Origin of the sequence: Georgenia satyanarayanai (genome assembly GCF_023715365.1) — a bacterium.
Taxonomy (GTDB): domain Bacteria; phylum Actinomycetota; class Actinomycetes; order Actinomycetales; family Actinomycetaceae; genus Oceanitalea; species Oceanitalea satyanarayanai_B.
Genome location: NZ_JAMBNZ010000008.1, coordinates 144,504 through 169,519 on the forward strand (window position 1 = coordinate 144,504; position 25,016 = coordinate 169,519).

General features: G+C 74.2%; 24 protein-coding genes. 10 read left to right on the forward strand and 14 right to left on the reverse strand.

The annotated features are described in order from the left end of the window. Positions 1-6: 6 nt before the first annotated feature. The 7 genes from M3148_RS11490 to M3148_RS11520 form a co-directional block, all read right to left on the reverse strand. Positions 7-1,011: a metal ABC transporter permease gene (locus M3148_RS11490; RefSeq protein WP_251304839.1), complete on the reverse strand. Its 1,005-nt coding sequence runs from the start codon at positions 1,009-1,011 to the stop codon at positions 7-9. Further along, positions 1,008-1,889 carry a metal ABC transporter permease gene (locus tag M3148_RS11495; RefSeq protein ID WP_251304840.1) on the reverse strand — a complete coding sequence of 294 codons (882 nt, stop codon included), beginning with the start codon at positions 1,887-1,889 and terminating at the stop codon, positions 1,008-1,010. Before M3148_RS11495 ends, M3148_RS11490 begins: the two co-directional genes overlap by 4 nt. Continuing rightward, positions 1,882-2,625 carry a metal ABC transporter ATP-binding protein gene (locus tag M3148_RS11500; RefSeq protein WP_251304841.1) on the reverse strand — a complete coding sequence of 248 codons (744 nt, stop codon included), beginning with the start codon at positions 2,623-2,625 and terminating at the stop codon, positions 1,882-1,884. Before M3148_RS11500 ends, M3148_RS11495 begins: the two co-directional genes overlap by 8 nt. Beyond that, a complete protein-coding gene (locus tag M3148_RS11505) occupies positions 2,622-3,554 on the reverse strand; it encodes a metal ABC transporter solute-binding protein, Zn/Mn family (RefSeq protein ID WP_251304842.1) in 933 nt (310 codons plus the stop codon). The genes M3148_RS11500 and M3148_RS11505 overlap by 4 nt, the downstream gene beginning before the upstream one ends. Before the next feature lie 92 nt (positions 3,555-3,646). Then, a complete protein-coding gene (locus M3148_RS11510; protein ID WP_251304843.1) occupies positions 3,647-4,624 on the reverse strand; it encodes an SRPBCC family protein in 978 nt (325 codons plus the stop codon). A 19-nt stretch (positions 4,625-4,643) separates the two neighbouring features. Then, positions 4,644-4,982, reverse strand: a complete 339-nt coding sequence (locus tag M3148_RS11515) for an ArsR/SmtB family transcription factor (RefSeq protein ID WP_251304844.1) — start codon at positions 4,980-4,982, stop codon at positions 4,644-4,646. Between the two features lie 33 nt (positions 4,983-5,015). Then, the gene (locus M3148_RS11520) at positions 5,016-5,813 is read right to left on the reverse strand and encodes a fructosamine kinase family protein (protein ID WP_251304845.1); all 798 of its coding nucleotides are present in this window, start codon (positions 5,811-5,813) and stop codon (positions 5,016-5,018) included. Positions 5,814-5,878: 65 nt separating this feature from the next. On the opposite strand from M3148_RS11520, the gene M3148_RS18340 reads away from it, so the two are divergent. Continuing rightward, the gene (locus tag M3148_RS18340; protein WP_251304846.1) at positions 5,879-6,676 is read left to right on the forward strand and encodes a response regulator transcription factor; all 798 of its coding nucleotides are present in this window, start codon (positions 5,879-5,881) and stop codon (positions 6,674-6,676) included. On the opposite strand, the gene M3148_RS11530 is transcribed toward M3148_RS18340, so the two are convergent. The 6 genes from M3148_RS11530 to M3148_RS11555 all read right to left on the reverse strand — a co-directional run bounded on the left by M3148_RS11530 (position 6,663) and on the right by M3148_RS11555 (position 11,971). Further along, the gene (locus tag M3148_RS11530; RefSeq protein WP_251304847.1) at positions 6,663-7,004 is read right to left on the reverse strand and encodes a hypothetical protein; all 342 of its coding nucleotides are present in this window, start codon (positions 7,002-7,004) and stop codon (positions 6,663-6,665) included. The genes M3148_RS18340 and M3148_RS11530 overlap by 14 nt on opposite strands. Before the next feature lie 15 nt (positions 7,005-7,019). After that, positions 7,020-7,916 carry a hypothetical protein gene (locus M3148_RS11535; RefSeq protein ID WP_251304848.1) on the reverse strand — a complete coding sequence of 299 codons (897 nt, stop codon included), beginning with the start codon at positions 7,914-7,916 and terminating at the stop codon, positions 7,020-7,022. After that, a complete protein-coding gene (locus M3148_RS11540; RefSeq protein WP_251304849.1) occupies positions 7,913-8,419 on the reverse strand; it encodes an alternate-type signal peptide domain-containing protein in 507 nt (168 codons plus the stop codon). Before M3148_RS11540 ends, M3148_RS11535 begins: the two co-directional genes overlap by 4 nt. A gap of 49 nt (positions 8,420-8,468) precedes the next feature. Continuing rightward, positions 8,469-9,047, reverse strand: coding sequence for an alternate-type signal peptide domain-containing protein (locus M3148_RS11545; protein ID WP_251304850.1), 579 nt, complete (start codon positions 9,045-9,047; stop codon positions 8,469-8,471). A gap of 117 nt (positions 9,048-9,164) precedes the next feature. Further along, positions 9,165-10,325 carry a hypothetical protein gene (locus M3148_RS11550; protein ID WP_251304851.1) on the reverse strand — a complete coding sequence of 387 codons (1,161 nt, stop codon included), beginning with the start codon at positions 10,323-10,325 and terminating at the stop codon, positions 9,165-9,167. Further along, entirely contained in the window at positions 10,325-11,971 is a 1,647-nt protein-coding gene (locus tag M3148_RS11555; RefSeq protein WP_251304852.1) for a sensor histidine kinase, read from the reverse strand. The genes M3148_RS11550 and M3148_RS11555 overlap by 1 nt, the downstream gene beginning before the upstream one ends. 65 nt (positions 11,972-12,036) lie before the next feature. Here M3148_RS11555 and M3148_RS18345 point away from each other — a divergent pair, with 65 nt between their 5' ends. Next, the gene (locus M3148_RS18345) at positions 12,037-12,951 is read left to right on the forward strand and encodes an AEC family transporter (RefSeq protein ID WP_251304853.1); all 915 of its coding nucleotides are present in this window, start codon (positions 12,037-12,039) and stop codon (positions 12,949-12,951) included. A 137-nt stretch (positions 12,952-13,088) separates the two neighbouring features. Here M3148_RS18345 and M3148_RS11565 read toward each other — a convergent pair whose 3' ends face one another. After that, positions 13,089-13,775 carry an NAD-dependent deacylase gene (locus M3148_RS11565; protein WP_251304854.1) on the reverse strand — a complete coding sequence of 229 codons (687 nt, stop codon included), beginning with the start codon at positions 13,773-13,775 and terminating at the stop codon, positions 13,089-13,091. A 34-nt stretch (positions 13,776-13,809) separates the two neighbouring features. Here M3148_RS11565 and M3148_RS11570 point away from each other — a divergent pair, with 34 nt between their 5' ends. The 8 genes from M3148_RS11570 (at position 13,810) to M3148_RS11605 (ending at position 24,996) form a co-directional block, all read left to right on the forward strand. Further along, positions 13,810-14,511: a response regulator gene (locus tag M3148_RS11570; RefSeq protein ID WP_251304855.1), complete on the forward strand. Its 702-nt coding sequence runs from the start codon at positions 13,810-13,812 to the stop codon at positions 14,509-14,511. A 119-nt stretch (positions 14,512-14,630) separates the two neighbouring features. Continuing rightward, positions 14,631-14,828, forward strand: coding sequence for a hypothetical protein (locus tag M3148_RS11575; protein WP_251304856.1), 198 nt, complete (start codon positions 14,631-14,633; stop codon positions 14,826-14,828). Between the two features lie 65 nt (positions 14,829-14,893). After that, a complete protein-coding gene (locus M3148_RS11580) occupies positions 14,894-16,093 on the forward strand; it encodes a sensor histidine kinase (protein WP_251304857.1) in 1,200 nt (399 codons plus the stop codon). 217 nt (positions 16,094-16,310) lie between these two features. Beyond that, a complete protein-coding gene (locus tag M3148_RS11585; protein WP_251304858.1) occupies positions 16,311-16,505 on the forward strand; it encodes a plantaricin C family lantibiotic in 195 nt (64 codons plus the stop codon). Between the two features lie 77 nt (positions 16,506-16,582). Next, a complete protein-coding gene (gene lanM / locus M3148_RS11590) occupies positions 16,583-19,615 on the forward strand; it encodes a type 2 lanthipeptide synthetase LanM (protein ID WP_251304859.1) in 3,033 nt (1,010 codons plus the stop codon). Positions 19,616-19,711: 96 nt separating this feature from the next. Then, positions 19,712-19,909: a class II lanthipeptide, LchA2/BrtA2 family gene (locus tag M3148_RS11595; RefSeq protein WP_251304860.1), complete on the forward strand. Its 198-nt coding sequence runs from the start codon at positions 19,712-19,714 to the stop codon at positions 19,907-19,909. An 81-nt stretch (positions 19,910-19,990) separates the two neighbouring features. Then, a complete protein-coding gene (locus M3148_RS11600) occupies positions 19,991-22,795 on the forward strand; it encodes a DUF4135 domain-containing protein (RefSeq protein ID WP_251304861.1) in 2,805 nt (934 codons plus the stop codon). After that, positions 22,792-24,996 (forward strand): peptidase domain-containing ABC transporter, encoded by a 2,205-nt coding sequence (locus M3148_RS11605; RefSeq protein WP_251304862.1) that lies wholly within the window; start codon positions 22,792-22,794, stop codon positions 24,994-24,996. The genes M3148_RS11600 and M3148_RS11605 overlap by 4 nt, the downstream gene beginning before the upstream one ends. Positions 24,997-25,016 lie beyond the last annotated feature (20 nt).

A 25,016-nucleotide genomic window follows, 5' to 3' on the forward strand; every position in this document is an offset into this window, starting at 1 on the left:
CGCGGCTCAGTCTAGCCGAGCGCGGACCCGCTCGACCTGCGAGACAGGCCACTGCAGCCGGGCGGCGAGCTGCGCCGTCGTCGCGGCCTCGCCGAGCGCGCGGGCGGCGTGCGCGACGAGACGGCGGCGCAGCACCGTCCGGCGCCGGCGGCGCAGCACCGCGGCACCGACGAGCCCGTGGCGCGGCGCGGCGAGGAGCGCGAGGAGGAAGGCCGCGCCGACGGCGCTCGCGATCATCCCGGCGATCGACAGGTCCCACACGACGGCGAGCCCGTACCCGCCGAGCACCGCGACGGCCCCCACACCGAACGCGGTGACGAGCATGAGTCCGAGCCGGTCGGTGAGGAGGTAGGCGGTGGCCGCGGGGCCGGCGAGGAGGGCGACGACGAGGATGGCACCCACCGAGTCGAAGGCGCCGACGACGGTAACGGACACGAGCGCCATGAGCACGTGGTGGACGAGCACCGGGGAGATCCCGACGACGGCGGCGAGCGCCGGGTCGAAGGTCGTCACCTTGAGCTCCTTGTACAGCAGGGCGACGACGGCGACGGCGAGGACCGCGACGGTTCCCGTGGTCCACCACGACCGGGGCCCGAGGTCCACCCCGCCGACGGTGAGGACGTGGAGCGGCGCGAAGGCGATCTCCCCGAAGAGGACGTGCTCGAGGTCGAGGTGGACGTTCCCGCCGTAGCGGGCGACGAGGAGCACGCCGAGAGCGAAGAGCCCGGTGAAGACGATCCCGGTGGCGGCGTCGCCGCGGACCTTCCCGCCGCGCTCGAGGAGGTCGACGAGGACGACGGTGAGGAGGCCGAAGGCGGCGGCTCCGGCGACGGCGGCGAGCGGGCCGAGGGAACCGGTGAGCAAGAAGGCGAGGACGATCCCGGGCAGGGCGGCGTGGGAGATCGCGTCTCCGACCATGACGCTGCGGCGCAGCAGGAGGAAGCAGCCGAGCAGCGCGCACGGGGCGACGACGAGCAGGGCGGTGACGATGATGACGACGTCGACGCTCATGCCGCCTCCCCCACGGCCGCGCGCCGGGCACCCGCCCGGGCGCGCAGCCGGCGCGCGGGCAGGGACAGGACGAGGACCGCCGTCGCGACGAGGACGACGAGCGGGCCGGTGGGCAGGTCGGTGGTCGTCGCGCTGAGCACGGCCCCGGACGCCCCGCTGAGGGCGCCGATGAGAGCGGCGAGCACGATCATCACCGCGAGCCGGTCGGTCCACTGCCGCGCGGCCGCCGCCGGGGTGATGAGGAGCGCCGCGACGAGCACGACGCCCACCGTCTGGATCCCGACGACGATCGCGACGACGAGCAGCACCGTGAGCAGCGCCTCGACCCGCCGCACCGGGTAGCCCACGGCCCGGGCGAAGGCCGGGTCGAAGGCGACGAGCTTGAGCTCCTTGTACGTGAGGGCGACGACGGCGAGCACCACCGCCGTCGCCACCGCCATGACCCGCACGTCGGCGGCGACGAGGCTGGCGGCCTGCCCGAGGACGAAACGGTCCAGACCCGACTGTCCCGAGGCACCGGTGCCGGCGACGTAGGTGAGCAGGACCGTGCCGGCCCCGAAGAACACCGACAGGACCAGGGCCAGGGCGGCGTCCTGCTTGACCCGCGTCCGCTGGACGACGACGAGGACGAGCCCGGCGGCGAGCGCCGCCGTCGCCGCCGCGCCGAGCATGAGCCCGGAGCCGGAGGTCGTGCCGGTGAGGAGGAAGCCGATGACGACGCCGGGCAGCGTCGCGTGGGCGAGGGCGTCGCTGAGCAGGCTCTGGCGGCGCAGCACCGCGAAGGTGCCCAGGGTGCCGCCGAGCAGGCCGAGGACGGCGGCGCCGAGCGCGACGGTCCGCAGCGTGTAGTCGCCGAGGAAGGCGCTGAGCTCACCCACGGCGGCCCGGCTCCGGCTCGTGGCGGGCCGCCCCACCATAGGTGCGGGCGATGTTCTCGGGGGTGAAGACCTCCGCCGTCGGGCCGGCGGCGACGAGCTCGCGGTTGAGGAGGACGACGGTGTCGAAGTAGTCGGCGACGGTGGACAGGTCGTGGTGGACGACGACGACGGTGCGCCCCTCGTCACGCAGCTCGCGCAGGAGGTCGACGACGACGCGCTCGGTGAGGTAGTCGACCCCGACGAAGGGCTCGTCGGCGAGATAGAGGCGCGCGTCCTGGGCCAGGGCCCGGGCGAGGAAGACGCGTTGCTGCTGCCCGCCGGACAGCTCCCCGATCTGCCGTCCGGCGAGGTCGAGCATGCCCACGCGCTCGAGGCAGCGCTCGGCGGTGCGGCGCTCGGCGGTGCCGGGCCGGTGCAGCCAGCCGAGCCGTCCGTAGGTGCCCATCTCGACGACGTCGCGGGCGTCGGTGGGGAAGTCCCAGTCCACGCTCCCCCGCTGGGGGACGTAGCCGACCTGGCCGCGAACCCGCTCGAGGGGCCGGCCGAAGATCTCGACGCCGCCGGCGACGGGCCGCACGAGCCCCATGGCGGCCTTGAGGAGAGTCGTCTTGCCCGCCCCGTTGGGGCCGACGACCCCGACGAGGCGGCCCTCTGGCACGGTGAAGGACACGTCCCACAGGACGGGCTCGTCGCGGTAGGCGGCGGTGAGCCCGTGGACGGACAGCGGCGCGGTCATGACCCTCCCAGGGCGGTGGCGATGGTCTCGGCGTTGGCGCGGAGCATCCCGGCGTAGCTGCCGGTGGGCGTGCCGGGCTCACCGAGGGCGTCGGAGTAGAGGCCCCGCTCGGGAACGCGCACCTTCCAGCCGCGGTCGGCGGCGGCCTCCCGGACGGCCTCGATGCTCGCCGGGGAGACGCTCGACTCGGTGAACAGCGCGGGCACCTGGCGCTCGACGAGGAGGTCGACGAGGCTGCGGACGTCCGCGACGCCGGCCTCGTCCTCGGTGGACAAGCCCTGGACGCCGCGGACCTCCAGGCCGTAGGCGCGGCCGAGGTAGCCGAAGGCGTCGTGGGAGGTGACGAGGACGCGGCGCCGCTCGGGCACGGCGGCGAGGAGCTCGGTGGCCTCGGCGTGGGCGGCCAGCGCCTCCTCGACGTAGGCACGCCCGCCGGCGGCGAAGTCCGCGGCGTGCTCGGGGGCGATCTCGCTAAGCTCCGCGACGACGGGGTCGACGACCTGCACCCACAGCACGGGGTCGAACCACACGTGGGGGTCGTGCTGGTCGGTGTAGTCGGCGGAGGCGAGGAGCTCCGCGCGGGGCAGGGTGTCCGTCAGCGCGAGCACCCGCTCGAGCGCCCCGGCCTCGAGCACCTCCTCCATCCGGCCCTCGAGGAAGAGCCCGTGGTAGACGACGAGGTCAGCTCCGACGAGGGCACGCACGTCACCCTGGCTCGCGCGGTACAGGTGCGGGTCCACACCCGGTCCCATGAGGGCGGTGACCTCGACGTGCGCACCGCCGACGGTGCGGAGAAGATCTGCCGCGTGCGTCGTCGTCACCGTGACGTCCACGCGGCCGTCGTCGGCACCGCCCGCCGGGCCGGCGCACGCCGCGAGCAGCACGAGGCCCGCCGCGAGCGCGACACGGTTTCGGATACCCGAACTCATATGGCAAGGCTAGCCGAACTTTTTCGTTCCGTGCACCTGGGCGCCGTGCGCCCGCTCGCCGTCCCAGCGGGCGCACGGCGCCGACGGCCGGTCTAGGCCGGCGTGAGGACCTCGGCCTCGAGCCGCGCGTAGCTCGTCTCCATCCCGTCGACCATGCCGGTCCCGAGGACGGCGTCGCGCGTCTCGGCGTCCGGGTAGGTGACGACGACGGTGAGCAGGGTGCCGCCGCCGACGGGCGTGAGGGTGAGCTCGTTGACCGCACCGGGACCCTCGACGCCGATCATCCGCTCGGTCGTCACCTCCCGGTACGGCGGCGCGGACTCGAGGAGCTCGCCGGTGAAGCCGAAGCGGTCCCCGCCGCCGTCGCGCTCCCACTCGCTGCGGAAGGTGTCCCCGACGCTCGTCGCGACCTCGCACACCGGCATGCTCCACCCGTCGGGACCGAGCATCCAGCGGCGGATCAGCGCGGGGTCGTGGTGGGCGTCCCACACGGTCTGCACCGGGCCGTGGATGACGCGGCTGATGCGGACGCGGGTGTCATCGAGGACGTGCGCCGCAGTGGGCATGTCCGCGCTGAAGGAGGCGAGGTCGGCGAGGACGGCGTCCACCTGCTCCATGGCGGCGGTCAGGCCCTCCTCCATCCCCATCGAGAGCAGCTGCTCGAGCGCCTCGAGGGAGGGGAAGACGGTCCGCGTCAGCAGCCGCGAGCCGGTACCGGTCGGCTCGAAGGTGTAGACCATGCGCGTGGAGGGCAGGCCGGCGTCGGGCTCGCCGTCGGGTGTGGCGAAGCCGTCGCGGACCTCGAAGGACCGGCCCGGCTCGACGGTGAGGAACTCCCAGTACCCGCCCGCCCGCTCGCCGTCCGGTCCGGTCATGTAGTAGTCGGAGCGGCCACCGACGGTGACGTCGTGGCGGGTGAAGGTCGCGGGCCAGCCGGGCGGGCCCCAGAACTTCTCGATCTGGCGGGGGTCGACGTAGGCGTCCCAGAGCCGGCTGACCGGCACGGGGAAGTCGGCGACGACGGTCATGGTGAGCGCGTCGAGGTCCTTCTCGACGGTGGTGACGGGCATGGCGGTGCCTTTCTGGCGGTCACTCGTCCTCGGTGAGGAGCGAGTCGAGCCGGGCGACCCGTCCGCGCCAGAGCTGCTCGTACTGGTCGAGCAGGAGCTGGGCCCGGCGGATCGTGTCGGGGTTGCCGCGCACGAGGCGTTCGCGGCCCTGCCGGTGCTTGGTCACCAGACCAGCTCCTTCCAGGACGGCGACGTGCTTCTGCACGGCCGCGAACGACATGTCGTAGTCGCCTGCCAGCTCGGTCACGGTCGCCTCCCCCACGAGGGTGCGCCGGACGATGTCGCGCCGGGTGGCGTCGGCCAGGGCCCGGAACACCCGGTCCGTCGCGGCGTCGTCCAACACGTCTTGTACAACCATGTGGTTGTACATTAGTGGCGAGCGACGTGTCCGTCAACCCCCGTAGCGCCGGGCGACCTCCACCGTCCGCGGGCCGTAGTGTCCGCCGAAGATCACCGCGTGCATGACGAGCATCGTCAGCTGGTGCAGCCCGACCCGCTCCTGCCAGCCCGCAGCCAGCGGGGAGACCTCCTCGTAACCGGCGAGGATGTCGGGCAGGCGGTCGACGCCGAAGAGCGCGAGCGCCGCGAGGTCGGTCTCGGCGTGCCCGCCGTGGGCCGCGGGGTCGATGAGCACGGCCTCGACGGCGCCGTCCCGCTGGGTCCACACGACGTTGCCGCCCCACAGGTCACCGTGCAGGCGCGCGGCTCCGTCCCCGACGAGGGCGGGCTGGTCGTGGTCGAGGTCCCCGGCCGCGAGCCGGTCGGCGACGCGCTCGAGGACGCGGGCGCCGTCGTCGTCGATGGAGCCGTTCGCCAGTGCACGCGGCACGTACGGGCGCAGCTGGTACTCGGCGTAGAACTCCCCCCACCGGGTGAAGGGCCCGTCGGCGTCGTGCTCGTGCAGCGGCATCGGGCCGGAGCTGCGCGGGACCTCCCCGCGCCACCCGGGCGGGGAGCAGCCCAGGGACGGGGCCCCGGCGGCGTGCGTGCGGGCCAGGCCGCGGCCGAGGGCGGCAGCGGCCTGCGCCGTCGGCTCGGCCGCGGGCAGGTGGACGAGGTCCATCCACCCCTCCCCCTCGGCGAGGATCTCGACGACGGGCGCGCCGCCCGCCCCCACCGTGAGCCAGCGCAGGCCGGCCGCCTCGAAGCGCAGCGTCACCGGCTCGTCGGTCTTGTGGAAGGTGCTCATGGGGCCATCGTGGCAAGGCGTGGGCCGCCCGGCGAGGGTGAGCCCGGTTCGCTACAGTCGTCACCGTGAGTGAAACGGGCGCGCGGGGCAACGCGGTGGTCATCGAGGACGACGCTGACATCAGGTTCCTCCTCGAGGTGACCCTGGGACAGGCGGGCTTCGAGGTGACGTCGGCGCCGAACGGCCAGGCGGGCGTCGACGCGGTGCGCGAGCTGCAGCCCGTCATCACCACCCTCGACATCTCCCTGCCCGACTTCGACGGCTTCGAGGTGGCGCGGCGCATCCGCGCCTTCTCCGACACCTACATCCTCATGCTCACCGGACGGGCGGACGAGATCGACACCCTCCTCGGGCTCGAGGCCGGGGCCGACGACTACGTGACCAAGCCCTTCCGGCCCCGGGAGATCCGGGCCCGCATCGAGGCCCTGCTGCGCCGTCCGCGCACGGTGGCCGGAGAGGCGCCGCCAGCGGCGGCGGCCGCTGCGCTGCCCGCTGCGCCGCCCGCCGCGGCCGAGGCCACGCAGGACGACGACGCCCTGCTCGTCCACGGCGACCTGCGCCTGGACCGCGACGCCCGCCTCGTCGAGCTGGGCGGGACACCGCTGGAGCTCACCCGCAGCGAGTTCGACATCCTCACCGCGCTGCTGTCCAACCCGCGCCGCGTGCTGAGCAAGTCCCAGCTCGCCGGCGTGCTGTGGTCCGAGGGCTACGACACCGGTCTCGAGGCGACCGACGCGGACCGCCGCTCGGTGGAGGTCCACGTCGCCAACCTGCGCCGCAAGCTCGGCGAGGACGCCACCAGCCCGCGGTACGTCGAGACGGTCCGCGGCGTGGGCTACCGGCTGGCGCTCAGCGCCCGCTGAGTGCGGCGCGCGCCCCGCGCAGCGCGTGGCACGTGGGCCCGGCGAGGGCCTCGACCTCGGCCAGCGCCCGTTCGGCGGCGGCCCCCTCCGTCGTACGGCACCGGGTGGCGGCGTCCGCGAGGTCGCGCGCCCCGAGCATCTGCGCGGAGCAGGCGAGGCTGAGGGACACGTCCCGCAGGTCCTCGCCGGTGGCGACGGCCTGCCGGAGCCGGGCGAGCCGCTCGCCGGCCATGTCGAGGAAGCGGTCGATCATCCCGACTGCGGCGCCGGTTCCGACCTGCTCGACGAGGCCGGTCAGCGGCCCACGGTCCAGCGGGCCCCCGGTCACGGCGTTCGTCCGTGCTCAGCCACAGTACGCCGCGCCGATGCCGACGCGCTCGACCCGGACCTTGGTGCTCGACGGCGCCGGGACGGTCGTGCCGTCGGTGAGCACCGCGGCCACGCGCAGGGTGTAGCTGTCGAAGCTGACGAAGTCGAACTGGTAGGGGCTGACCGTCGTCGTGCGCTGGCGGGCGGGGACGGTGCCGACCTCGCGCCACGTCCCACGGTCCTCGAGCTGGAGGCTCCACCGGGCCACGGTCTGGTTGAGACCGCCGGCGTCCCAGTCCCAGGCCAGGGTCACCCACTGGTTGAGCCAGCCGGGCGTGCAGCGCATGGCGGAGACGCTCGGGGCGGCCGGCAGCTGGTGGGTCGCGGTCCAGGTGTTCGCGGCGGTCCACGTGCCCGCGGTGGCGACGCCGTCGACGGTCGTGGCGAAGGCGAGGGCACGCCCCCCCAGCTGGACGCGGACCTGGTCGGAGGGGACGAAGGTGAGGCACAGGGTGCGGGCGCCGCTCATGCGCTCACCGCCGGTGACGGTGAAGGAGGTGCGGGCGCCGCTGAGGCCGGCGGTGTAGGCGACCGGGTCCGTCGCGGCGCAGGTGCCGTTCTTGCCGGCGAGGCGGTAGTCGACGCGGGAGCCGTCGAGCTCGGCGCCGGTGAGGGCGCGTCCACCGGAGGTGACGGTCACGGCGCCGGGGCGCCACGTGCCGCTCGTGTCACCGGACATGCCGAGCGTGGCCGTGGTGCCGGTGCCGGCGGTGGTGACGTCGACCTGGACGCCGCCGGTGCGCAGCTGCGGCACGGCCACGGTGGCCTCGTCGCTCCACGCGGCCAGGGTGGACTCGCTCGGACGCAGGAGGAGGACCCCGCCCAGCACGACGGCAAGGGCGAGGAGGCAGGCGGTGAGCCGCGTGGTCATGGCATCTCCTGGGTGAGCGTCCAGCGGATCGCGCCGGCGTCGAGGGTGGTGTGCTGGGCGACGGCGGCCGGGACGGTGAGGTCGACGACGGCGGTGACGGTGGCGCCGTCGTCGGCGGGCGTGACGGTCCAGCCACGCGTGCCGGCGGCCCGGAGCGTCGTCGTCACCCGCGGGCCGGAGCGGGTCAGGCCCTGCAGCCCGGTGACCTCGAGGCCGAGGGTGCCGGTGAGGAGCTCACCGGCCGCGCTCACGCTCACCGTGGAGGAGAGGCGCACGACGTCACCCGGAACCAGAGGCGTGCTCGCGGGCAGCGGCTGGGAGGTGCCGGGCCGCACGACGACGGTGCTGGCGCTGACCGGCTCGACGGTGAGCTCACCGGCGGAGACGACCTGGCCCTCGCGGAGCTCGGCGTCGTTCCACCCGGCGAGGGTGGTGCCGCTGCCGGAGAGGAGGACCACCGCCACGACTGCGGCGAGTGCGGCGCGGGTCAGGCGGCTGGGCACGATGGTTCTCCTCTCCGGTGGTGGGTGTGGTGCGGGTGCGTGGTGCGGGTCAGGCAGCGGGGACGGTGTCCTGCGTGAGGGTGACGTCCAGGCCGCCGAGGGAGACGTCCTGGCCCTGGCCGACGAGCTTGGCGGTGGTCGCGTCGAAGGCGACGGTGACGGCGACGGCGAGCGTCTGCTTCTCGTCCTCGGCGACGACGGCGGCGGACGTCCCGGTGACGGCCTCGCCGTTGAGGGACATCGTCGCGTTCGCGCGCAGCTGGGCGAGGAGCTCGGCATCGCCGGTGAGGCCCTCGAGGTTGTGGCGAACGGTTGCGCGGAGCAGGTCGCCCTGCGCGTCGATCGTCATGGTCTCGCGGTAGGTGAGGGCGTCGCCCGGCACGACGAGGTAGGACCCGTCCGCGACGGCGGCGGTGACGTCCGCGCCGGCGACGTTGGTCCACGTGCCCTGGCCGGCGGCGAGGTCGAGGACACCGGCGGTGATCTCGGTGTCGGTCGCCGCGGCCTCGGAGTCGGACCACTCGGCGAAGGTGGCGCCGCCGGCGCCCAGGACGACGATGCCGACGGCGGTGGCCGCGACGGCCTTCCAGGTGGTGCGGGTGGGGCGGGAGGTGGTGGAGCGTGCCATGGTCGTGCCTCTCGGTGCGGGGGCCGGTCTGTCCGGCGCTGCACCAAATATCGGTGGCCGACCTCAGCGGTCCCTGTCCCTCACCTCAGTCTCACCTCAGGACTGGCTCAGGATTCCTCAGAGCCAGCTGAGGACCCGGTTGCCGCCCTCCGCCACGGCCCGCTTCGCCCGCCGCGCAGCCAGCTCGCGGAGGGCGTCGAGCTCGTAACCGGTCTCGGCGTCGGCGGCCACCCCCAGGCTCACCCGCAGGCGCAGCCGGGCGCCGTCGACCTGGAGCGGCACGGCGATGACACGACGGCGCAGGTTCTCCGCCCACGCGTGGGCCTCGACGCCGGTGAAGCCGCGCAGGAGCACCTCGAAGACGTCGCTCGCGTCGTCGTCCACGCGCCCGGCGAAGGAGTTGGACGGGGGCGCGAGGACGCGAGCACTGTCGACGACCGCGACGAGCGCCGCCTCGGCGACGTCACGGTGGAAGCCCGTGGTGAGGTCCCCACGGCCCTCGACGACGACGACGACGACGGCCAGCGGGTCCCCGGCCCGCTTCGCCTCCCGGGTGGCCTCGGCCGCGCGCGGGAGGAACGTCGCCGGCGTGCGCAGGCCTGTCTGCGGGTCGAAGGCGCTGGCCCGGATCTCCCGGGTGTGGACCTCGTCGGTGCGGATGACGACCATGCAGTACCCGGCCGTGGTGATGAGGACGATGAGCACGAGCAGCGTCGTCGACGTCCCCAGCGCGCGCGTGAACGTCGGGGAGTCGGGGCCCTGGGCCAGGTACACGGCCAAGCGCGCGCTGTAGTACACACCAACGAGCAGGAGGACCCCACCGAGGACGACGCCCAGCCGGTGCTGCATCCACCGCCTGCGCAACGCCTCGACACCCCCCAGCAGCCCGCCGGCCGCCGTCCCGAGGAGCACCGCCCAGCCCCCTCCCCACTCACCGGCGTCCGGGCCGGCGAGGAGCGTCGCGAGCGCTGTGACCGCGGCAGCACCGAGCGTGACACCCAGCAGCGGGCGGCGTCCGCCGTCGGCGCGGATGCCGTTCCACATTGCCAAGGTGGTGACGACGGAGGACGCGTTGCCCAGCGCGACGAACCACCAGAGCGTCCCGCTCGCCGTGGCGGCGACGTAGAAGACGGCGGTGGTGGCCGCGCTGCTGAGCGCGAGGGTCCACAGCAGGTCGACGGGTGAGCGACCACGGCTGGCGACCTCGACGACGAAGGTGGTCGCGACGATCGTGACGACGACGATCGAGACGACGTAGAGCGTCGTGGCGTCGAGCATCAGCGTCTCCCCCCGCACGGCAGGACGACCTCGACGCGTGTGCCGCGGCCGGGCTCGGACGCGAGGGAGATCGAGCCGCCGAGGGCCTCGACGATCTGGCGGCTGATGTGCAGGCCCAGCCCGGTGCCCTGCACGGAGGTGTGCCGCACCTGCGGGGCGCGGTAGAAGCGGCTGAAGAGCTGGGCCTGGTCGGCGGCGGGGATGCCCGGGCCGTCGTCGGTGACGGTGAGGCAGACGCTGCTGCCACTGCCCCTGATCTCGATGTCGACGTGACCACCGTGGTGGGAGTACTTGACGGCGTTGGAGACGACGTTGTCGACGACCTGGGTGAGCCGCCCGACGTCCGAGCGGACGACGGCGGTGCCGGTCGTGGACACGGCGATCTCGATGTCGCGGTCGGTGGCACGCGGGGACTGGGACTCCACGACGTCCTCGACGACGGCAGTCAGGTCCACGTCCGCCCGCGAGCCTGCGTCGGACGCGGTGCGTGCGGCACCGAGGAGGTTGTCGATCAGCAGGCGTAGCCGGCCGGCGTTGCGCTCGGCCACCTCGAGGTAGCCCTTGACGTGCGCCGGCAGGTCGGGGTCGTCGATCGCGAGGTCGAGGTAGCCGGTGACGGACGTGAGCGGGGTGCGCAGCTCGTGGGAGACGGAGGAGACGAAGTCGTCTCGTTCCGAGAGCGCGAGCAGCTGGTCGGTGATGTCGTGCAGGGCCACGACCGTGCCCTCACCCTCACCGCCACCGTCCTCGTGCGGCAGCCGACCGGTGCTGATGCTGAAGGCGACGCGGTTGTCGGGAGCCTGTTCCCACCACACGACGCTGCGGTCGATCGCCTCTCCCCCGGCGACGGCAGCCAGGCGCTCCCGGTCCACGGGCGTGGTGCCGTCGGCGGAGAAGAGCCGGGGGGCAGCATCGACGAGGTGGGACCCGACGGCGAAGCCGCCGCCGCTCGCCTCGCGCAGCGCCCTGTTGACGACGACGACGGTGCCCTCCGGGTCGAGCACGGCGACGCCCGCGTCGATCGTGTTGAGCACGCCCTCGAGTCGCGCCCGGTCCAGTGCCGTCTCCTCGAGGATCTCCTCGACCAGCGCGCTCTGCCCGGCGAGGAGCTCGCGCCGCGCGGCGGACCGCTTCTCGGACAGGTGCAGGGAGCTGGCGACGGCGACGATGGCGGCGGGCACGGTGAACATCCGGCCGGCGTTGTCCGGGGTGATGGACAAGGCCCCCACCTCGAACGCGCGGACGATGTCCACCCCCATCGAGGCGACCACGCCGGCGAGGACGGCCGTCACCGTCGCGCCCCACCCCATCCGCGCGAGCCACACAACAGGCAGGAGGAGGAGCACCGAGGCTCGCGCCCCGACGCTGAGCACACAGACGATGGCGAGCATGTCGAGCAGCGGGACCACACCCTCCACCCGTCGCGGCAGCTGCTGCCAGGGCACCGCGGCGGCCAGCGCCGTGGCGACGAGGTTGATCGCGGCGCCGACGAGGACGGCGTCGGGCGTGCCCGGCCCCTCCTCCTCCCACGCGAGGAGCGCGACGGTCATGACGCCGAAGGCGACGAAGAACGGGAGCTGACGCCCGAGGACGGCGAACCGGCTGTGCGTGGTCTCGTCGGAGGAAGGGGCTAGCTGGCGCGACACGCTCCGAGCCTAGGCTGCCCGGCGTAGGGTGGCGCGAGCGGCGCGCGGCTGCCAGGACGGGAGGCGTGGTGGGCGGCGTTCTCGTCCAGGCGGTGTCGCTGGTCGCGATCATCGCGCTGGGGCTCGGGGTCAAGCGGCTCGGCTGGCTGTCGGTCGCGCACTTCCCCGTCCTCGCGACGATCGTCCTGCGCATCACGCTGCCGGCGGCGATCATCACCAGCGTCAACGACTTCGACCTCACCTGGGCGCTGCTGTCCCTGGCGGTGGTGGGCCTCGTCGTCAACGTCCTCCAGCAGGGCACCGGGATGCTCATGGGGCGCCGGCGGGGCCGGGAGGCGCAGGCCTTTGGCGTCCTCAACGTCGGCAGCTACAACATGGGCGCCTTCGCCATGCCCTACCTCGCCGGCTTCATGGGCCCGCAGGCGCTCGTGCTCGCCTCGCTCTTCGACGTCGGCAACGCGGTGGCCGCCGCCGGCCTGGGCTACGCGTGGGCCATGGCCCTGGCGCCCGGCGATCGGCGCATGGGCGTGGGCGGCTTCGTGCGGACGATGCTGCGCTCGACGATCTTCGTCACCTACCTCGTCATGCTGCCGCTGCGGCTGCTCGACCTCAGCCTGCCCGGCCCCGTCATCGGGCTCACCGGCACGATCGGTGCCGCCAACACCTTCCTCGCCATGTTCATGATCGGCGTGGGCCTGGAGCTGCGGCTGCCGCGCGCCAAGTACCGCCAGGCCCTCATGCTCCTCACGGTCCGCTACGGCTACGCCGTGCTCTTCGCGCTGGGGACCTGGCTGCTGCTGCCGGTGCCGGCCGAGGTGAAGGTCGTGCTGTGCATGGTGTACTTCGCGCCGATCGCGGCGATGGCCCCGGGCTACACCGCCGAGGTGCGTGGCGACGTCGAGCTGTCCACCTTCATGACGTCGGTGACGATCCTCGTCGGCATCGTCGCCATGCCCGTCGTCCTCACCCTGCTGGCCTGAGGCCTGCCCCACACCCCCGCCCTCCCTCACCCACCCTCCCGCCGACAGCCGGATCTCGCCGACAGCCGGATTCCGCCGACAGCCGGATTCCGCCGACAGCCGGATTCCGCCGACAGCCGGATCCCGCCGGTCGTCCGTCAGCCGACGAGCTCGGCGACCAGCTCCGGCACGAGCCTGGCGGCCGGCCCGGTCCGGACCTCGTCGAAGTAGCGCGAGACCTCGCTCGGCTCGAGGTTGAGCTCGAGCGTCCGGGCCCCGCTGCTCGCCGCCAGGGCGACGTAGCCGGCGGCCGGGTACACCGCGCCGGACGTGCCGACGGCGACAAAGAGGTCGCAGCCCGTGACGGCGCCGTGGATGCGGTCGAGCTCGTAGGGCACCTCGCCGAACCAGACGACGTCGGGGCGCAGCCGGGCCTGTCCGCACCTGGGGCAGGGCGGCGCGTCGAGGAGGTCGGCGTCCCAGACGGGCCGGGCGCCGCAGGCCTCGCAGCGGGCGCGGCGCAGCTCGCCGTGCATGTGGACAACCTGAAGGGAGCCGGCCCGCTCGTGGAGATCGTCGACGTTCTGCGTGACGACGAGCAGGTCCTCCCCGAGCGTCCCCTCCAGGGCGGCGAGCGCCCGGTGCGCCGGGTTCGGCCCGACGAGCGCGAGGTCGCGGCGGCGGGCGTCGTAGAAGCGGTGGACGAGCCCGGGGTCCCGGGCGAAGCCCTCGGGGGTGGCGACGTCCTCGACGTCGTGGCCCTCCCACAGCCCGCCGGAGTCGCGGAAGGTCCGCACCCCCGACTCAGCGGAGATCCCGGCACCGGTGAGGACGACGACGCGCATCCCCCCATTGTCGGCCCGCGGCTAGGATCGGCACATGAGCCCAGAGCCGGTCCGTGTCGTCGTCGCCGACGACCAGCCGCTCATGCGGCGAGCCATCGGTGAGCTCGTCGAGAGCGAGGCGGACCTCGAGCTCGTCGGACAGGCGAGCAACGGCGCGGAGGCCGTGCGGACCGTCCGCGAGACCGGTGCCGAGATCCTGCTGTGCGACCTCGACATGCCCGTGATGAGCGGCGTCGAGGCGATCAGGGAGCTGTCCGCCACTGCCGCGGTGCGGAGCATCGCGCTGACGACCTTCTCCTCCATGGACCTCGTCCTGGCGGCCCTGCGCGCCGGGGCCAGCGGTTACCTCGTCAAGGACGCCACGCCCGAGGAGATCGTCGACGCCGTGCGCCAGGTGCGCGAGGACTCCATGGTCCTCTCCCCGTCGGTGGTCAAGCTTCTCGCGGCGCACGTCACGACCCTGCCGGCCGCCGCCGTCAGCGAGCCGGCACCCGACGCGCCGGAGCTCTCCGAGCGCGAGCACCAGGTCCTGCAGCTGCTCGCCGGCGGCCTGAGCAACCGTGAGATCGGAGCCGAGCTGCACCTGTCGGAGGGCGCCGTCAAGCTGCACCTCGGCCGCGCGTGCGACCGCCTCGGGGCGCGGGACCGGGTCCAGCTACTCGTCCGGGCGGTCGAGCTCGGGCTCGTCACGCCCAGCCTGCTCAAGCCGGAGACGGCGATGGACCGCTACCGCTGACGGTGCCACCCGCTGGCCGACCGTCCAGGCGACAGTGGACGATGGGCCATCGCGGTGCCCGCTGCACCGGGGGAAGACTTGGAGACGTCACAGCGACCCCAGCACAGGAGGTTTCCACCGTGAGGCTTCGCCGCATCGCCGCCGCGTCCCTGGCCCTGTCCGTCACCATGCCCGTCGCCCTCGGGGCACCCGCCCTGGCTGCCGACGCGGGCCCGGCCGTCAGCGTCTCGGCTCCCGCCCCGCCGACCGCCGCCCCCGCGACCTTCCTCGGCGACCTCGCGTGCCAGGTGCTCGGCGACTTCTTCGAGAAGTGCTGACCCGGCCCTGAGTCCCGCCCGGGACACCGGGCCTCCCGGCGCGCGCCGGTGCTATCGTCCCAGCGATGGCGGGCGACGGTGAGCCGAGGAAGACTCCCCGCCGGCTGGGGCGCGTGCTCCAGGCGGCTCCCCGCCCGCTGTCCAAGGTCGCCACGACGGTCCTCGCGCTCCTCGGCGCCGTCCTGCTGCTCGACTTCCTGCTCGACACCCCCGTCGTCACGCTCGCCGAGCTGCTCCGCTGCGTGCTCTTCGGCCTCGCCTGCCTCGCCCTGCCCGTCAGCACCCGCCACCCGGCCGCTGCCACGGTCCTGTTCCTGCCCGGCAGCGCCGTCGCCGCCGTCGCCACCGACCGGATCGGCATCGTCACGATCATGGCGTGCGTGCTCGTCGCCGTCGTCGCGACCGTCACGAGCGCCCGGGCGGCCGCCGTCGTCCTGGGGGTCCTCACCGCGTGGGCGGCCGGCGTCTCCGTCGCCGTGTACGGCGACCTCACCCACCTGGGTCCGTACCTCCTGTTCGCCGTGCCCGCCATGGTCGTGGGACTCGCCTTCGGGCGCCTGCGCCTGCACACCCACCGCACCGAACGGCACAACCGTGAGCTGCTGCAGCGCCAGGCCGAGGTCCGCTCCCGCGAGCGCGCGTCCCTCGCCCGCGACCTCCACGACGTCGTCGCCCACCAGCTGACGCTCATCTCGCTCGTCGGCGGCAGCAGGGCGCGCAGCGCGGACCCCGAGAAGCTGCGGTCGGCGCTCGTGGAGACCAGCGAGCTCAGCCGCGAGGCGCTCGTCGAGCTGCGCAAGCTCCTGCGGGTGCTGCGGGACCCCTCCAGCCTCGCCACGGACGCGGAGCCCGCTCAGCGCGGGCTGGTCGACGTGGGCCTGCACGACGGCGTGCAGCTGCTCGTCCAGCGCCTGCTCGACCTCGGCTTCACCGTCGACCTGTCCTTCGACGCCCCCGCGCAGATCCGGGCGCCACGGACCACCGTGGAGTCCCTCCTGCGCATCCTCCAGGAGGCGACGACGAACGTCGTCAAGTACGCGGTGCCCGCCTCCCGCGTCGTCGTCGGCGTCCGTCTCTCCTCCGAGTCGCTGTCCCTCACCGTGGAGTCCGAGGTGGCGAGGGCACGTGGCCGCGTGAGCCCCGAGCTCGCGACCGGCCAGGGGATCATCGGCATGCAGGAGCGGGCCGCCCTGCTCGGCGGCGAGGCCATCATCGGCCCGGTGGGCCAGACGTGGTCCGTCCAGGTGGCCCTGCCTCTCCGCTGACCCCGGCGGCGCGGACGCACTGACCGATCGGCCTGCCCGAAGGCCTGCGCGCCGGCGACGTTCCGCACGCCCGGTCTGGACGGACGGGCATTGGCCGCGCCCCCCGTCCTGCGGTGGTGTGGTGCCTGTCACCGACGACCCAGCCCACGGTGGACCGGGAGGTGACGCACCCCGGGGAGTCACCCCACACAGCTCGACGAAGAGAGTGAGGAGTCCAATGAGCAAGCCCGAGTTCAGTCCCAACGCCGACGTCCTGATGGAGATCGACGACCAGGCCGTGACCGCCGACCAGGCAGGTCAGGGCTGGGGAACCATCGTGACCACGCTGACCTGCTACGGCGTCAGCTGGGCCATCGGCAACGACGGCAACTTCTGCACCGCCACCGTGGAGTGTCAGAAGAACTGTTCGTGAGGTCCGGTGCCGGTGCCCGCGAGCCGGGCACCGGCACCGCCGCCCAGTCCACCCACTCCGTCCGCCGAGGGGCACCCATGACTGTCGTGAGCACCGCCGGCCTCGACCAGGCCGTGGCCACCTACGTCCCCGAGCTCGCCGGGACGAGGCGTCCGGGCCTGGCCGCCCTGCTCTCCCACCACCGCCTGGACCGCCACCAGACCTTCGGCGGCAGCGACCGCACGGGCACCGCGCAACAGCTGCTCGCCCCGTTCATCGACCCGGCCCCCGGCGCAGACCCCGGGCCCGTCCCAGGCCGCGACCTCCGGTTCCTCGGCTGGACCCGGACGCTGGTGGACGCGTGGCTGCGGCCCGAGCACGAGTCGCTGTCCTGCCACCCCGCTCTCGCCGACGCGCCGGCGTTCACCGGCCCGCACGTCGAGGACGGCGTGGCGCTCGCGAGCGAGACCCTCGTCCGGACGCTGGTCGAGGTCCTGGCCGAGCGCCGGCAGGCGGGCGCGCTGCGTGGAGCGACGCCCGAGTCGCGCTTCGACGACTTCCGGGCGTGGATCGGCTCCCCCGACGGCGCCCGCGCCCTCGCCCGCCGCTACCCCACCGCGGTGATCCGGGCGCACGCCCTCGTCATGCGCCGCTCGCGGAGCGTGCGCGAGATCCTCGACCGCTTCGTCGACGACCTCCCCGACCTGCGGGCCACGCTGCCCGGCCTGGACGGCGACGCCCGCGTCCACGCCCTGCACCTGGGAGCCGGTGACAGCCATGACGGCGGACGGACCGTCGGCCTCCTCGACCTGGGACCGCACGGCCGCCTCGTCTACAAGCCGCGCAGCCTCGCCGCCGACCGAGCCTTCGCCGCTCTCGCCGGCGGTCTCAACGCGGAGGTCGGGACGTCGCTGCGGGTCCCGCGCACCCTCACCCGTGAGCACCACGGCTGGGCCGAGCTCATCGACGGCGACGACGCCCCTGCGGCCGACGGCCGCCACCCCTACCGCCTCGGCGAGCTGGCCGCCGTCCTGTACCTCCTGCGCAGCACCGACATGCACTACGAGAACGTCGTCACCGACGCGGCCGGCCGGCCCGTCGTCGTCGACGCCGAGACCATCCTGTCCGCCTCGCCCGTGCGCGAACCTACCTACGCGGACGGCGCCGGCTCCCGGCACGCGCGGGCGCTGCTCGAGGACTCCGTGGTCGGCGTCGGCCTGCTGCCCCTGCGCGTCAGCGTGCCCGGGCGCCCGGAGTCGCTGGACATCGGCGCCTCCGGCTCGATGGCCGCCGGTCAGGTCTCCCCCTTCCGCAGCCTGGCCCTGCGGGAGGTCGGGCGCGACGACATGCACATCGCCCTGGAGCCGGGGCGCGTGGGCTCGGGCAACGCCAACCCGCACGCGGGTTCCGACGACGTGGTCGCCTTCCGTGACGGCGTGCGGCACGGTCTGGAGGACACCCTCCGCCGGCTGCTGGACCGCCGTGACCTCGTCGCTGCCCTGGTCCGTGGGGAGTTCGCCGGCGTGCGGCTGCGCCACGTCAACATCCCCACGGTCTTCTACGCCCAGCTGCTGCGGATGTGCTCCCACCCCGCGCTGCTCGAGGACCCCTGCGCCCACCTCGCCGTCCTGGGGCGCGTGAGCCTCCGGAACGGCGCCGCCCGCTCCGCGGCCGGCCACGAGGTGACCCAGATGCTCGGGGACGACGTACCGCTGTTCACCGTCGACGCCCACGGCCGGGACCTGCTCGACGCGCGTGGCCGCACCCTGGTCCCCGGCTTCTTCGACGCCACCCCGGTGGACCGCGTGCTCGCGCGGCTGGACGCGCTCGACGAGGCGGAGGTCCAGCGGCAGGCCGAGCTCGTCAACGTCGCCTTCGTCCCCCGCGTCCCCGACGGCGGGGAGCGGACCGCGCCCCTCACCCGCACGCCCGCGCCCCGGCCGCCCACGCGGGAGGTCGTCACCGCGGCGGTCGACAGGATCCTGTCCCGCTGGGTGCCGGCAACGGACGGGGCCCACCCCGGCACGTTCTGGGGTCCCCTCGTCACCACCGCCGACGCCTCCCAGTGGACCCCGGGCTCCCTGGGCTACGACCTGTACGGGGGGAGCGTGGGCGTGGCCCTCGCGCTCGCCGAGGCCGGCCACCTGCGCGACCTGCCCAGGGCCCGGGAGGTGGCGGCGGCCGTGCTCGACCCGATCCGGGCGCAGATCCTCGGCGGCGCCCTGGAGGGGCACCCCGTCTCGGCCGGGGGGATGACGGGCATGGGCGGCACCGTGTGGGCCGTCGCCGCCTACGACCGGCTGTCCGGCAGGGGGACCGGTGACCACGCCCGGCTCCTCGACGCGCTGTCGTCGACGGTGGGACCGGGCACCGTCCCGGACCTCACCGCCGGCCTGGCCGGCGCCCTGGCTGCCGCCTGCGGCGTCGTCGAGCAGACCGGGGCCGCCCATCGCGAGGCCGTCACCACCGCCCTCGCCGGGCTGGCCGTCCGCACACTGCCCGGGCTGGAGCAGGTGGCCACCGGCTCCCCGGGTGACCAGCCGCTCTTCACCGGCTACGCGCACGGACTCGCGGGGATGCTCGCGCCGGCCCACCGCGCCGCGCACGCCCTGTCCCAGGCCCACCCCGGGCTGGCCGCACGCCTCGGCGCCGTCGGGTCCGCCCTCCTGGGGGTGCTCCTCGAGCAGACCGACGACGACGGCGACCTCCCCCGGACGGTCGGGGGCTCGGACTCCTCGTGGGCGTGGTGCCACGGCGCCCCGGGCGTCCTCCTGGGCCTCCTCCAGGCCGCCGAGCTCGGCGCCGACGTCCCCGAGCGGCTGCTCGTCGGACTCGGCCGGCAGACGCTGGAGCGGGGACTGGGCAACAACCCCACGTACTGCCACGGCGACCTCGGCTCCCTCGCGGCGCTGCACCGCCTGGCCGTGCACACCGGGGACGACGTCGCCCGGCATCGGTGGACGGCGGAGACCAGGTCCCGCGCCGCACGCACCGCCGTTCGCGACCACTCGACCGCCCGCGACCGCTACGCCGGCACCGACAGCCTCATGGTCGGCCGCGCAGGAGCGCTGCACGCGCTGCTGCGCACCACGGCCCCGACCGCCTGCCCCGACGTCCTCAGCCTGGAGTAGGGGCCCACAGCTCAGCCGGCCGACCCGGCCGGCTGACCCGGTCCACCGCGGCCGGGAGCACACCGCACGACGTACGACGAACGAGAGGAGAGCACCATGTTCACCACGAAGGACTACACGAGGGCCAACGGCTACGTCAGTGACGCCGAGCTGGTCGAGCTGACCGAGGACACCGCCGTCGACGCTGCCGCCGGGACCACCACCATCCCCTGCGCGATCGGCGGCGGCGTCATCGCCATCTCGGCCGCCCTGCCCGACTTCTGCCCGACCGGCGCGTGTACGACGCGCTGCTGAGCTGAGCCCGCCGACGAGCCGGGGCCGCGCCCCGCACGGCCCCGGCTCGTCGCACGCACCCACAAGGGACAGGGAATGGACATGACCAGTACCGCCTCGGCGTCCCTCGACGCGTCCGTCGAGCTCGCCCTGCACGCCGTCGACGGCAGGTTCCCCACCTTCCACCGCGCCCACCTGCGCGAGGCGGCGCAGCGGCTCGACGCCGTCCTGCGGGACACCGACGCGACGACGGTGCGCACCGAGCTGCTCAGCGACCTCGCGCTGCGTCTGGACACCCTGGCGGTCCGGACCCTCATCACCCTCTTCCAGTCCCGGCGCAGCTGCGACGCCGCCCTCGACTACACCGCCTTCGACGCCGGCCTCGCCGACCCCGCCGTCCGTGCCGAGCTGCGAGCCGGGCTGCCCGAGCTGGACCGCCTGCTCGACCTCACCGTGACGCGCTGGCTCGACCACGTCACCTGGGTCCTCGCCGCGGCCACCGCCGACCGTGCGCACCTCGCCGAGCGCTGGGGCACCGGCGGACGGCTCACCGCGGTCCGCCTCGGCCAGGGCGACCCCCACTGCGGGGGGCGGTCCGTCGCGATCCTCGAGTGGACCACCGGACCGCGGCTCGTGCTCAAGCCCGCGGTCAGCAGGGTGCACGCCGCCCTCGCCGAGCTCGTGCACCTCCTCGACGAGGACGGCACCCTGTTCGGTCCGGTGCTGCCCGACCGGCTGGGCCGCCACGGCCACGAGTGGCAGCGCTTCGCGACCCCAGCGACCTTCACCCACGCCTCGGCGGCCCGGTACCTGCGCCGGTACGGCCGGCTCTCGGCCCTGCTCCACGCCGTCGGCGCCACCGACATCCACCGCGAGAACGTCGTCGCCACGACGGAGGGGCCGGTCGTCGTCGACACCGAGACGCTGTGCAGCCTGCCCTCCTTCGAGCGCCGCGGCTCCGCCCACGAGGTCCTGGCCCGCTCCGTGGAGGCCGGGGTGCTGCGCACGATGATGTACCCCTCCCGCTTCCTCGGCGCCCGCATGCCCCTCGACCTCTCCGCCCTCGGTGTGCCCTCGGAGGCCGCGGGGCGCTACGAGGGCACGACGGTCACCGACGCGGGGACCGACGAGATCCGCTTCGACACGTCCCACCTGCCCCTCGAGGAGGTGCAGAACCGGCTCTGCACGGACGGCGGGGAGCAGATCGACCCGCGCCGCTACGCCGCCGAGCTGCTCGACGGCTACGCCGAGGGCATCACCCTCCTGCGCCGTCGTCGTGACGCACTGGGGACGGTGCTCGGCCGCCACCGGCTCGGCTTCCGCCAGGTCTTCCGCGCGACCTGGCGCTACGCCCGGCTCCTCGAGTCCTCGACGCACCCCTCCCGGCTCGTCGACCCGGACCGGCGGCTGGCGACGCTGGGACTGCTCACCCCCACGGCGCGCGGGGTGCCGCCGGAGGTCCAGGAGGCGGTGCGCGACGCGGAGGTCGACGCGCTGACCGACGGCGACATCCCCTACTTCGAGGTCACCGCGACCGGTGCACTCCACGCCAACGGCTCGCCCGTCCCGCTCGCCCAGCTCGACCGCACACCCGCCCAGATGATGACGGCGTGGTGGGACCACGTCCTCGACGCGCCCCTCGAGGACGAGCTGCGCACCCTGCGCCTGGCACTGGACGCCGCCGCCGACGACGCGTGGCAGGCCGGGCCGGACAGGGGGGTCAGGCAGGACCTCACCGTCCCCCCGCCTCCCCCCTCCGCGACCCTGTCCGAGGACGGCCGGACCGCCACCTGGCTGAGCAGCGTCCAGGTGGGCGACGGCCTCTACCTCACACCGGTCTCCACCTCCCTCTACGAGGGCGGCGGGGTCCTGTGCACCCTGTGGGAGACCCGCGCCCCGGGACGGACGGCGGCCACCCGCCAGCTCCTGCGCGGCGTCGTCGCCGGCGCAACCTTCCACGCGGTGCCGGCCGAGCCCGACGACGTCCACGAGATCGTCTACTCCCCCTACACCGGGGCCCTGGCCGACACCGTCGTCGACGCCGAGCTGGCCGTCCGCGGAGTCCTCACGCCGGACCGGGCGCGGGAGGAGCTCACCCGGACCGCGCTCCAGCTCCCCGCCCTGCTCGAGGAGCTGGGCCGCCGCTACACCGGTGAGCTGCTCGGCGGCGCGGGCGGGACGTTCACCGCCCTCAGCAGGTTCCGTGACCTGTGGTGGACGGGCGCCGAGAGCGTCCCGCCGCGGTGGCCCGCGGAGGTCGGGGACGCGCTCGCCCGGGTCATCGGGAGGCTGGACTCCCTGCTCGACGCTCCCGAGGCCGGGATCGCCCACGGCAACGTCGGCCGGCTGCTCGGCGTCGCCGAGGCCGTGGACCTCGTCGCGGCAGTCACCGGACGGGACCTGGCCGGCTGGCGGGCCGAGGTGGCCACCCGGCTCGATCGGGTCCTCGACTCCCTGCCCGGTAAGGACGCCTTCGTGGACCCACGGTCACGGCAGAGCTGGTGCCGGGGCGCGTCCGGCATCGCGCCCGCCCTCGTCCGTGTCCACGCCCTGACCGCCGAGGAGCCCGCGACGGCGTACGAGGCACGTCTGGAGATGCTGCTCGGAGTCCTCCTCGCCGACCCGCCCGTCGGCGCACGGGACCTCAGCCTCTGCCACGGGGCCGCGGGGCACGTCCTCGCGCTCACCACGCTCGGGCGCGACCTGGGCCGGCCCGAGCTCCTCGAGCACGCCGGTGCGCGGCGTGACCGCCTCCTCGAGGAGGTCGCGGGCCCGGGCTGGACCTCGGGCCTCGGACGCGGTCCCGCCGCGGAGGGCTTCTTCGTCGGCCGTGCCGGCTGGGACCTCGCCTGCGCCTCGCTGGCGGACCCCGACGTCCGGGTCCCGCGCCTGGTGGGCCTGACGTGAGGGCCCCGTCGCACCAGCGCGTCCCCGTGGTGCAGCAGTACGCGCAGAGCGAGTGCGGCCTGTGCTGCGCGGCCATGGTCCTCGGCGCGTGGGGCCGCCGGGCCGCCATCCGCAACCTCCGGGCGGAGGTCGACCCGGGCCGCGACGGCCTGTCGCTGCGTGACATCGCCTCGATCCTGCGCGGGCGAGGGATGCAGGTCTCGTTCTTCCGCGCCAACGTCGCCGGCCTGTCCCGCATCGACACGCCCGTCATCGCGCACTGGAACGGCAACCACGTGGTCGTCGTCGAGAAGGTCACCCCCCGGGGTGCGTGGATCGTCGACCCCGCCTCCGGGCGGCGGCACGTCGGGCTCGAGGAGCTCGAGGAGTCCTTCTCCGAGCTCGTCCTCGTGTGCACCCCCACCGAGGCCTTCGAGCGCGGTACCGAGGACTCGCGCTCGGTCTGGCGCGAGGTCATCGGGGCGGTCCGCCTTGGCACCGGGCGGCCGATGCTCGCCGCGGGAGCACTCTCGCTCGTCCTGTACTCGGTCGTGCTGGCCGTCCCCATGGCCACCGAGCGTCTCGTCAACGGCGCCGGGGCCGAGTTCCTCTCCGGCCCGGCGTCTGCGCAGATCCTCGTCCTCTGCGTCCCGGTGCTCGGCTACGTCCTCATCGCCGCGGTCCGCTCGAAGATCCTCGCGGCGCTCGTCGCCACCGTCGGGTCCTCCCTCATGTCCGCGACCTTCGGGCGACTCATCACGCTGCCCTACCGGTACTTCGCCACCCGGTCCCAGGGCGAGCTCATGATGCGGCTCAGCAGCGTGTCCCAGATCAGGGACATGCTGTCCAACCAGGTCACCGCCGCCCTGCTCGACGCGGGGACGCTCGTCGTCGCCCTCCTCTACGTCACCCAGAGCTCCGCCGGCCTCGGCGCCGTGACGATCGCCCTCATCGGCGTCGTCGTCCTCGTCAACACGATGACGTGGGGACGGCTGCGCCGTCGTACCGACCAGGAGATCACCGCTCTCGCGGAGGCCTCCGGTGTGCAGATGGAGGCCGTGTCCTCGATCGCCGCGATCAAGACCTCGGGCATGGGCGAGCGGTTCTACGCCAACTGGCGCCTCCGGTACGCGGCGGCCGTCCACCACGGACGGCGGCGCATGGAGCTGCAGGGCTACGTCTCCGCCCTCGTCTCGGGCGTCCAGATCTTCGGTCCCTTCGTCATCCTCGTCGTCGGGCTCAACATGGTGCTGTCCGGGCACGCCGACCTCGGTGCTGTCATCGCCAGCCAGGCGCTGGCTGCCACCGCCCTGGGCACCACGACGTCCCTCACCTCCACCGTGGCCCAGTTCGTCCAGGCGCAGGCACAGGTCCAGCGCATGGGCGACATCCTGCTCCAGCCCGCGGAGGAGACCATCTTCGGCACCGGTGCCCACGAGCCGCGCGGTGCGATCGCCGCCGAGGAGCTCAGCTTCTTCTACCCGGGCTCCAGCCGGCCGGCGCTCCAGGGCGTGAGCTTCCGGGCCGAGCCGGGCGAACGTGTGGCCGTCGTCGGGAGCACCGGCTCGGGCAAGTCGACCCTGGCCAAGGTGCTCGTGGGCCTGTACCCGGCATCCTCGGGCACCATCCGCCTGGACGGCCGCCCGATCGGGACCGTCCGCGAGACCGACTTCCGCGGCGGCGTGGCCTACGTCCCGCAGGACGTGGTCCTGAGCAACCGCAGCATCGCGGCCAACATCGACTTCTCCGCCGGGGAGCCGGACATGGAGCGGGTGCGCGAGGCGGCCGCGCAGGCGCACGTGCTGGACGCCGTGCTCGGCATGCCGCTGGGCTTCGACACCGAGATCCGCGAGATGGGCGCGAACGTCTCCGGCGGGCAGCGCCAACGGATCGCGCTCGCCCGGGCGCTGGCCCGGCGGCCACGGGTCCTCGTCATGGACGAGGCGACCTCGGCCCTCGACAACGCCACGGAGAACCAGGTGGCGCAGTCGCTGCGGGAGCTGCGGTGCACCCAGATCATCATCGCGCACCGGCTCTCCACGATCCGCGACGCCGACCGGGTCGTCGTCATGGACGACGGCCGCGTCGTGCAGACGGGCACCCCGGGCGAGCTGGCGGCCGTCCCGGGCCCCTACCGGCGGTTGGTCGAGCCCGCGGCCGGTGAGAACCGGACATCCGGACTAGACGAATGGCTCTCCCCCTCCCACGCCGATCCTTCCTAACGTGGTGGGAGAAGCCCTGC

Excerpts from the sequence above, each read along its gene's own strand:
- M3148_RS11565 (WP_251304854.1), bottom strand. The coding sequence starts at position 13,775 with ATGCGCGTCGTCGTCCTCACCGGTGCCGGGATCTCCGCTGAGTCGGGG.
- lanM (WP_251304859.1), top strand. The coding sequence starts at position 16,583 with ATGACTGTCGTGAGCACCGCCGGCCTCGACCAGGCCGTGGCCACCTAC.
- M3148_RS11550 (WP_251304851.1), bottom strand. The coding sequence starts at position 10,325 with ATGCTCGACGCCACGACGCTCTACGTCGTCTCGATCGTCGTCGTCACG.
- M3148_RS11505 (WP_251304842.1), bottom strand. The coding sequence starts at position 3,554 with ATGAGTTCGGGTATCCGAAACCGTGTCGCGCTCGCGGCGGGCCTCGTG.
- M3148_RS11580 (WP_251304857.1), top strand. The coding sequence starts at position 14,894 with ATGGCGGGCGACGGTGAGCCGAGGAAGACTCCCCGCCGGCTGGGGCGC.
- M3148_RS11545 (WP_251304850.1), bottom strand. The coding sequence starts at position 9,047 with ATGGCACGCTCCACCACCTCCCGCCCCACCCGCACCACCTGGAAGGCC.
- M3148_RS11490 (WP_251304839.1), bottom strand. The coding sequence starts at position 1,011 with ATGAGCGTCGACGTCGTCATCATCGTCACCGCCCTGCTCGTCGTCGCC.
- M3148_RS11520 (WP_251304845.1), bottom strand. The coding sequence starts at position 5,813 with ATGAGCACCTTCCACAAGACCGACGAGCCGGTGACGCTGCGCTTCGAG.
- M3148_RS11585 (WP_251304858.1), top strand. The coding sequence starts at position 16,311 with ATGAGCAAGCCCGAGTTCAGTCCCAACGCCGACGTCCTGATGGAGATC.
- M3148_RS11515 (WP_251304844.1), bottom strand. The coding sequence starts at position 4,982 with ATGGTTGTACAAGACGTGTTGGACGACGCCGCGACGGACCGGGTGTTC.
- M3148_RS11595 (WP_251304860.1), top strand. The coding sequence starts at position 19,712 with ATGTTCACCACGAAGGACTACACGAGGGCCAACGGCTACGTCAGTGAC.
- M3148_RS11570 (WP_251304855.1), top strand. The coding sequence starts at position 13,810 with ATGAGCCCAGAGCCGGTCCGTGTCGTCGTCGCCGACGACCAGCCGCTC.
- M3148_RS11510 (WP_251304843.1), bottom strand. The coding sequence starts at position 4,624 with ATGCCCGTCACCACCGTCGAGAAGGACCTCGACGCGCTCACCATGACC.
- M3148_RS11600 (WP_251304861.1), top strand. The coding sequence starts at position 19,991 with ATGACCAGTACCGCCTCGGCGTCCCTCGACGCGTCCGTCGAGCTCGCC.
- M3148_RS11535 (WP_251304848.1), bottom strand. The coding sequence starts at position 7,916 with ATGACCACGCGGCTCACCGCCTGCCTCCTCGCCCTTGCCGTCGTGCTG.
- M3148_RS11500 (WP_251304841.1), bottom strand. The coding sequence starts at position 2,625 with ATGACCGCGCCGCTGTCCGTCCACGGGCTCACCGCCGCCTACCGCGAC.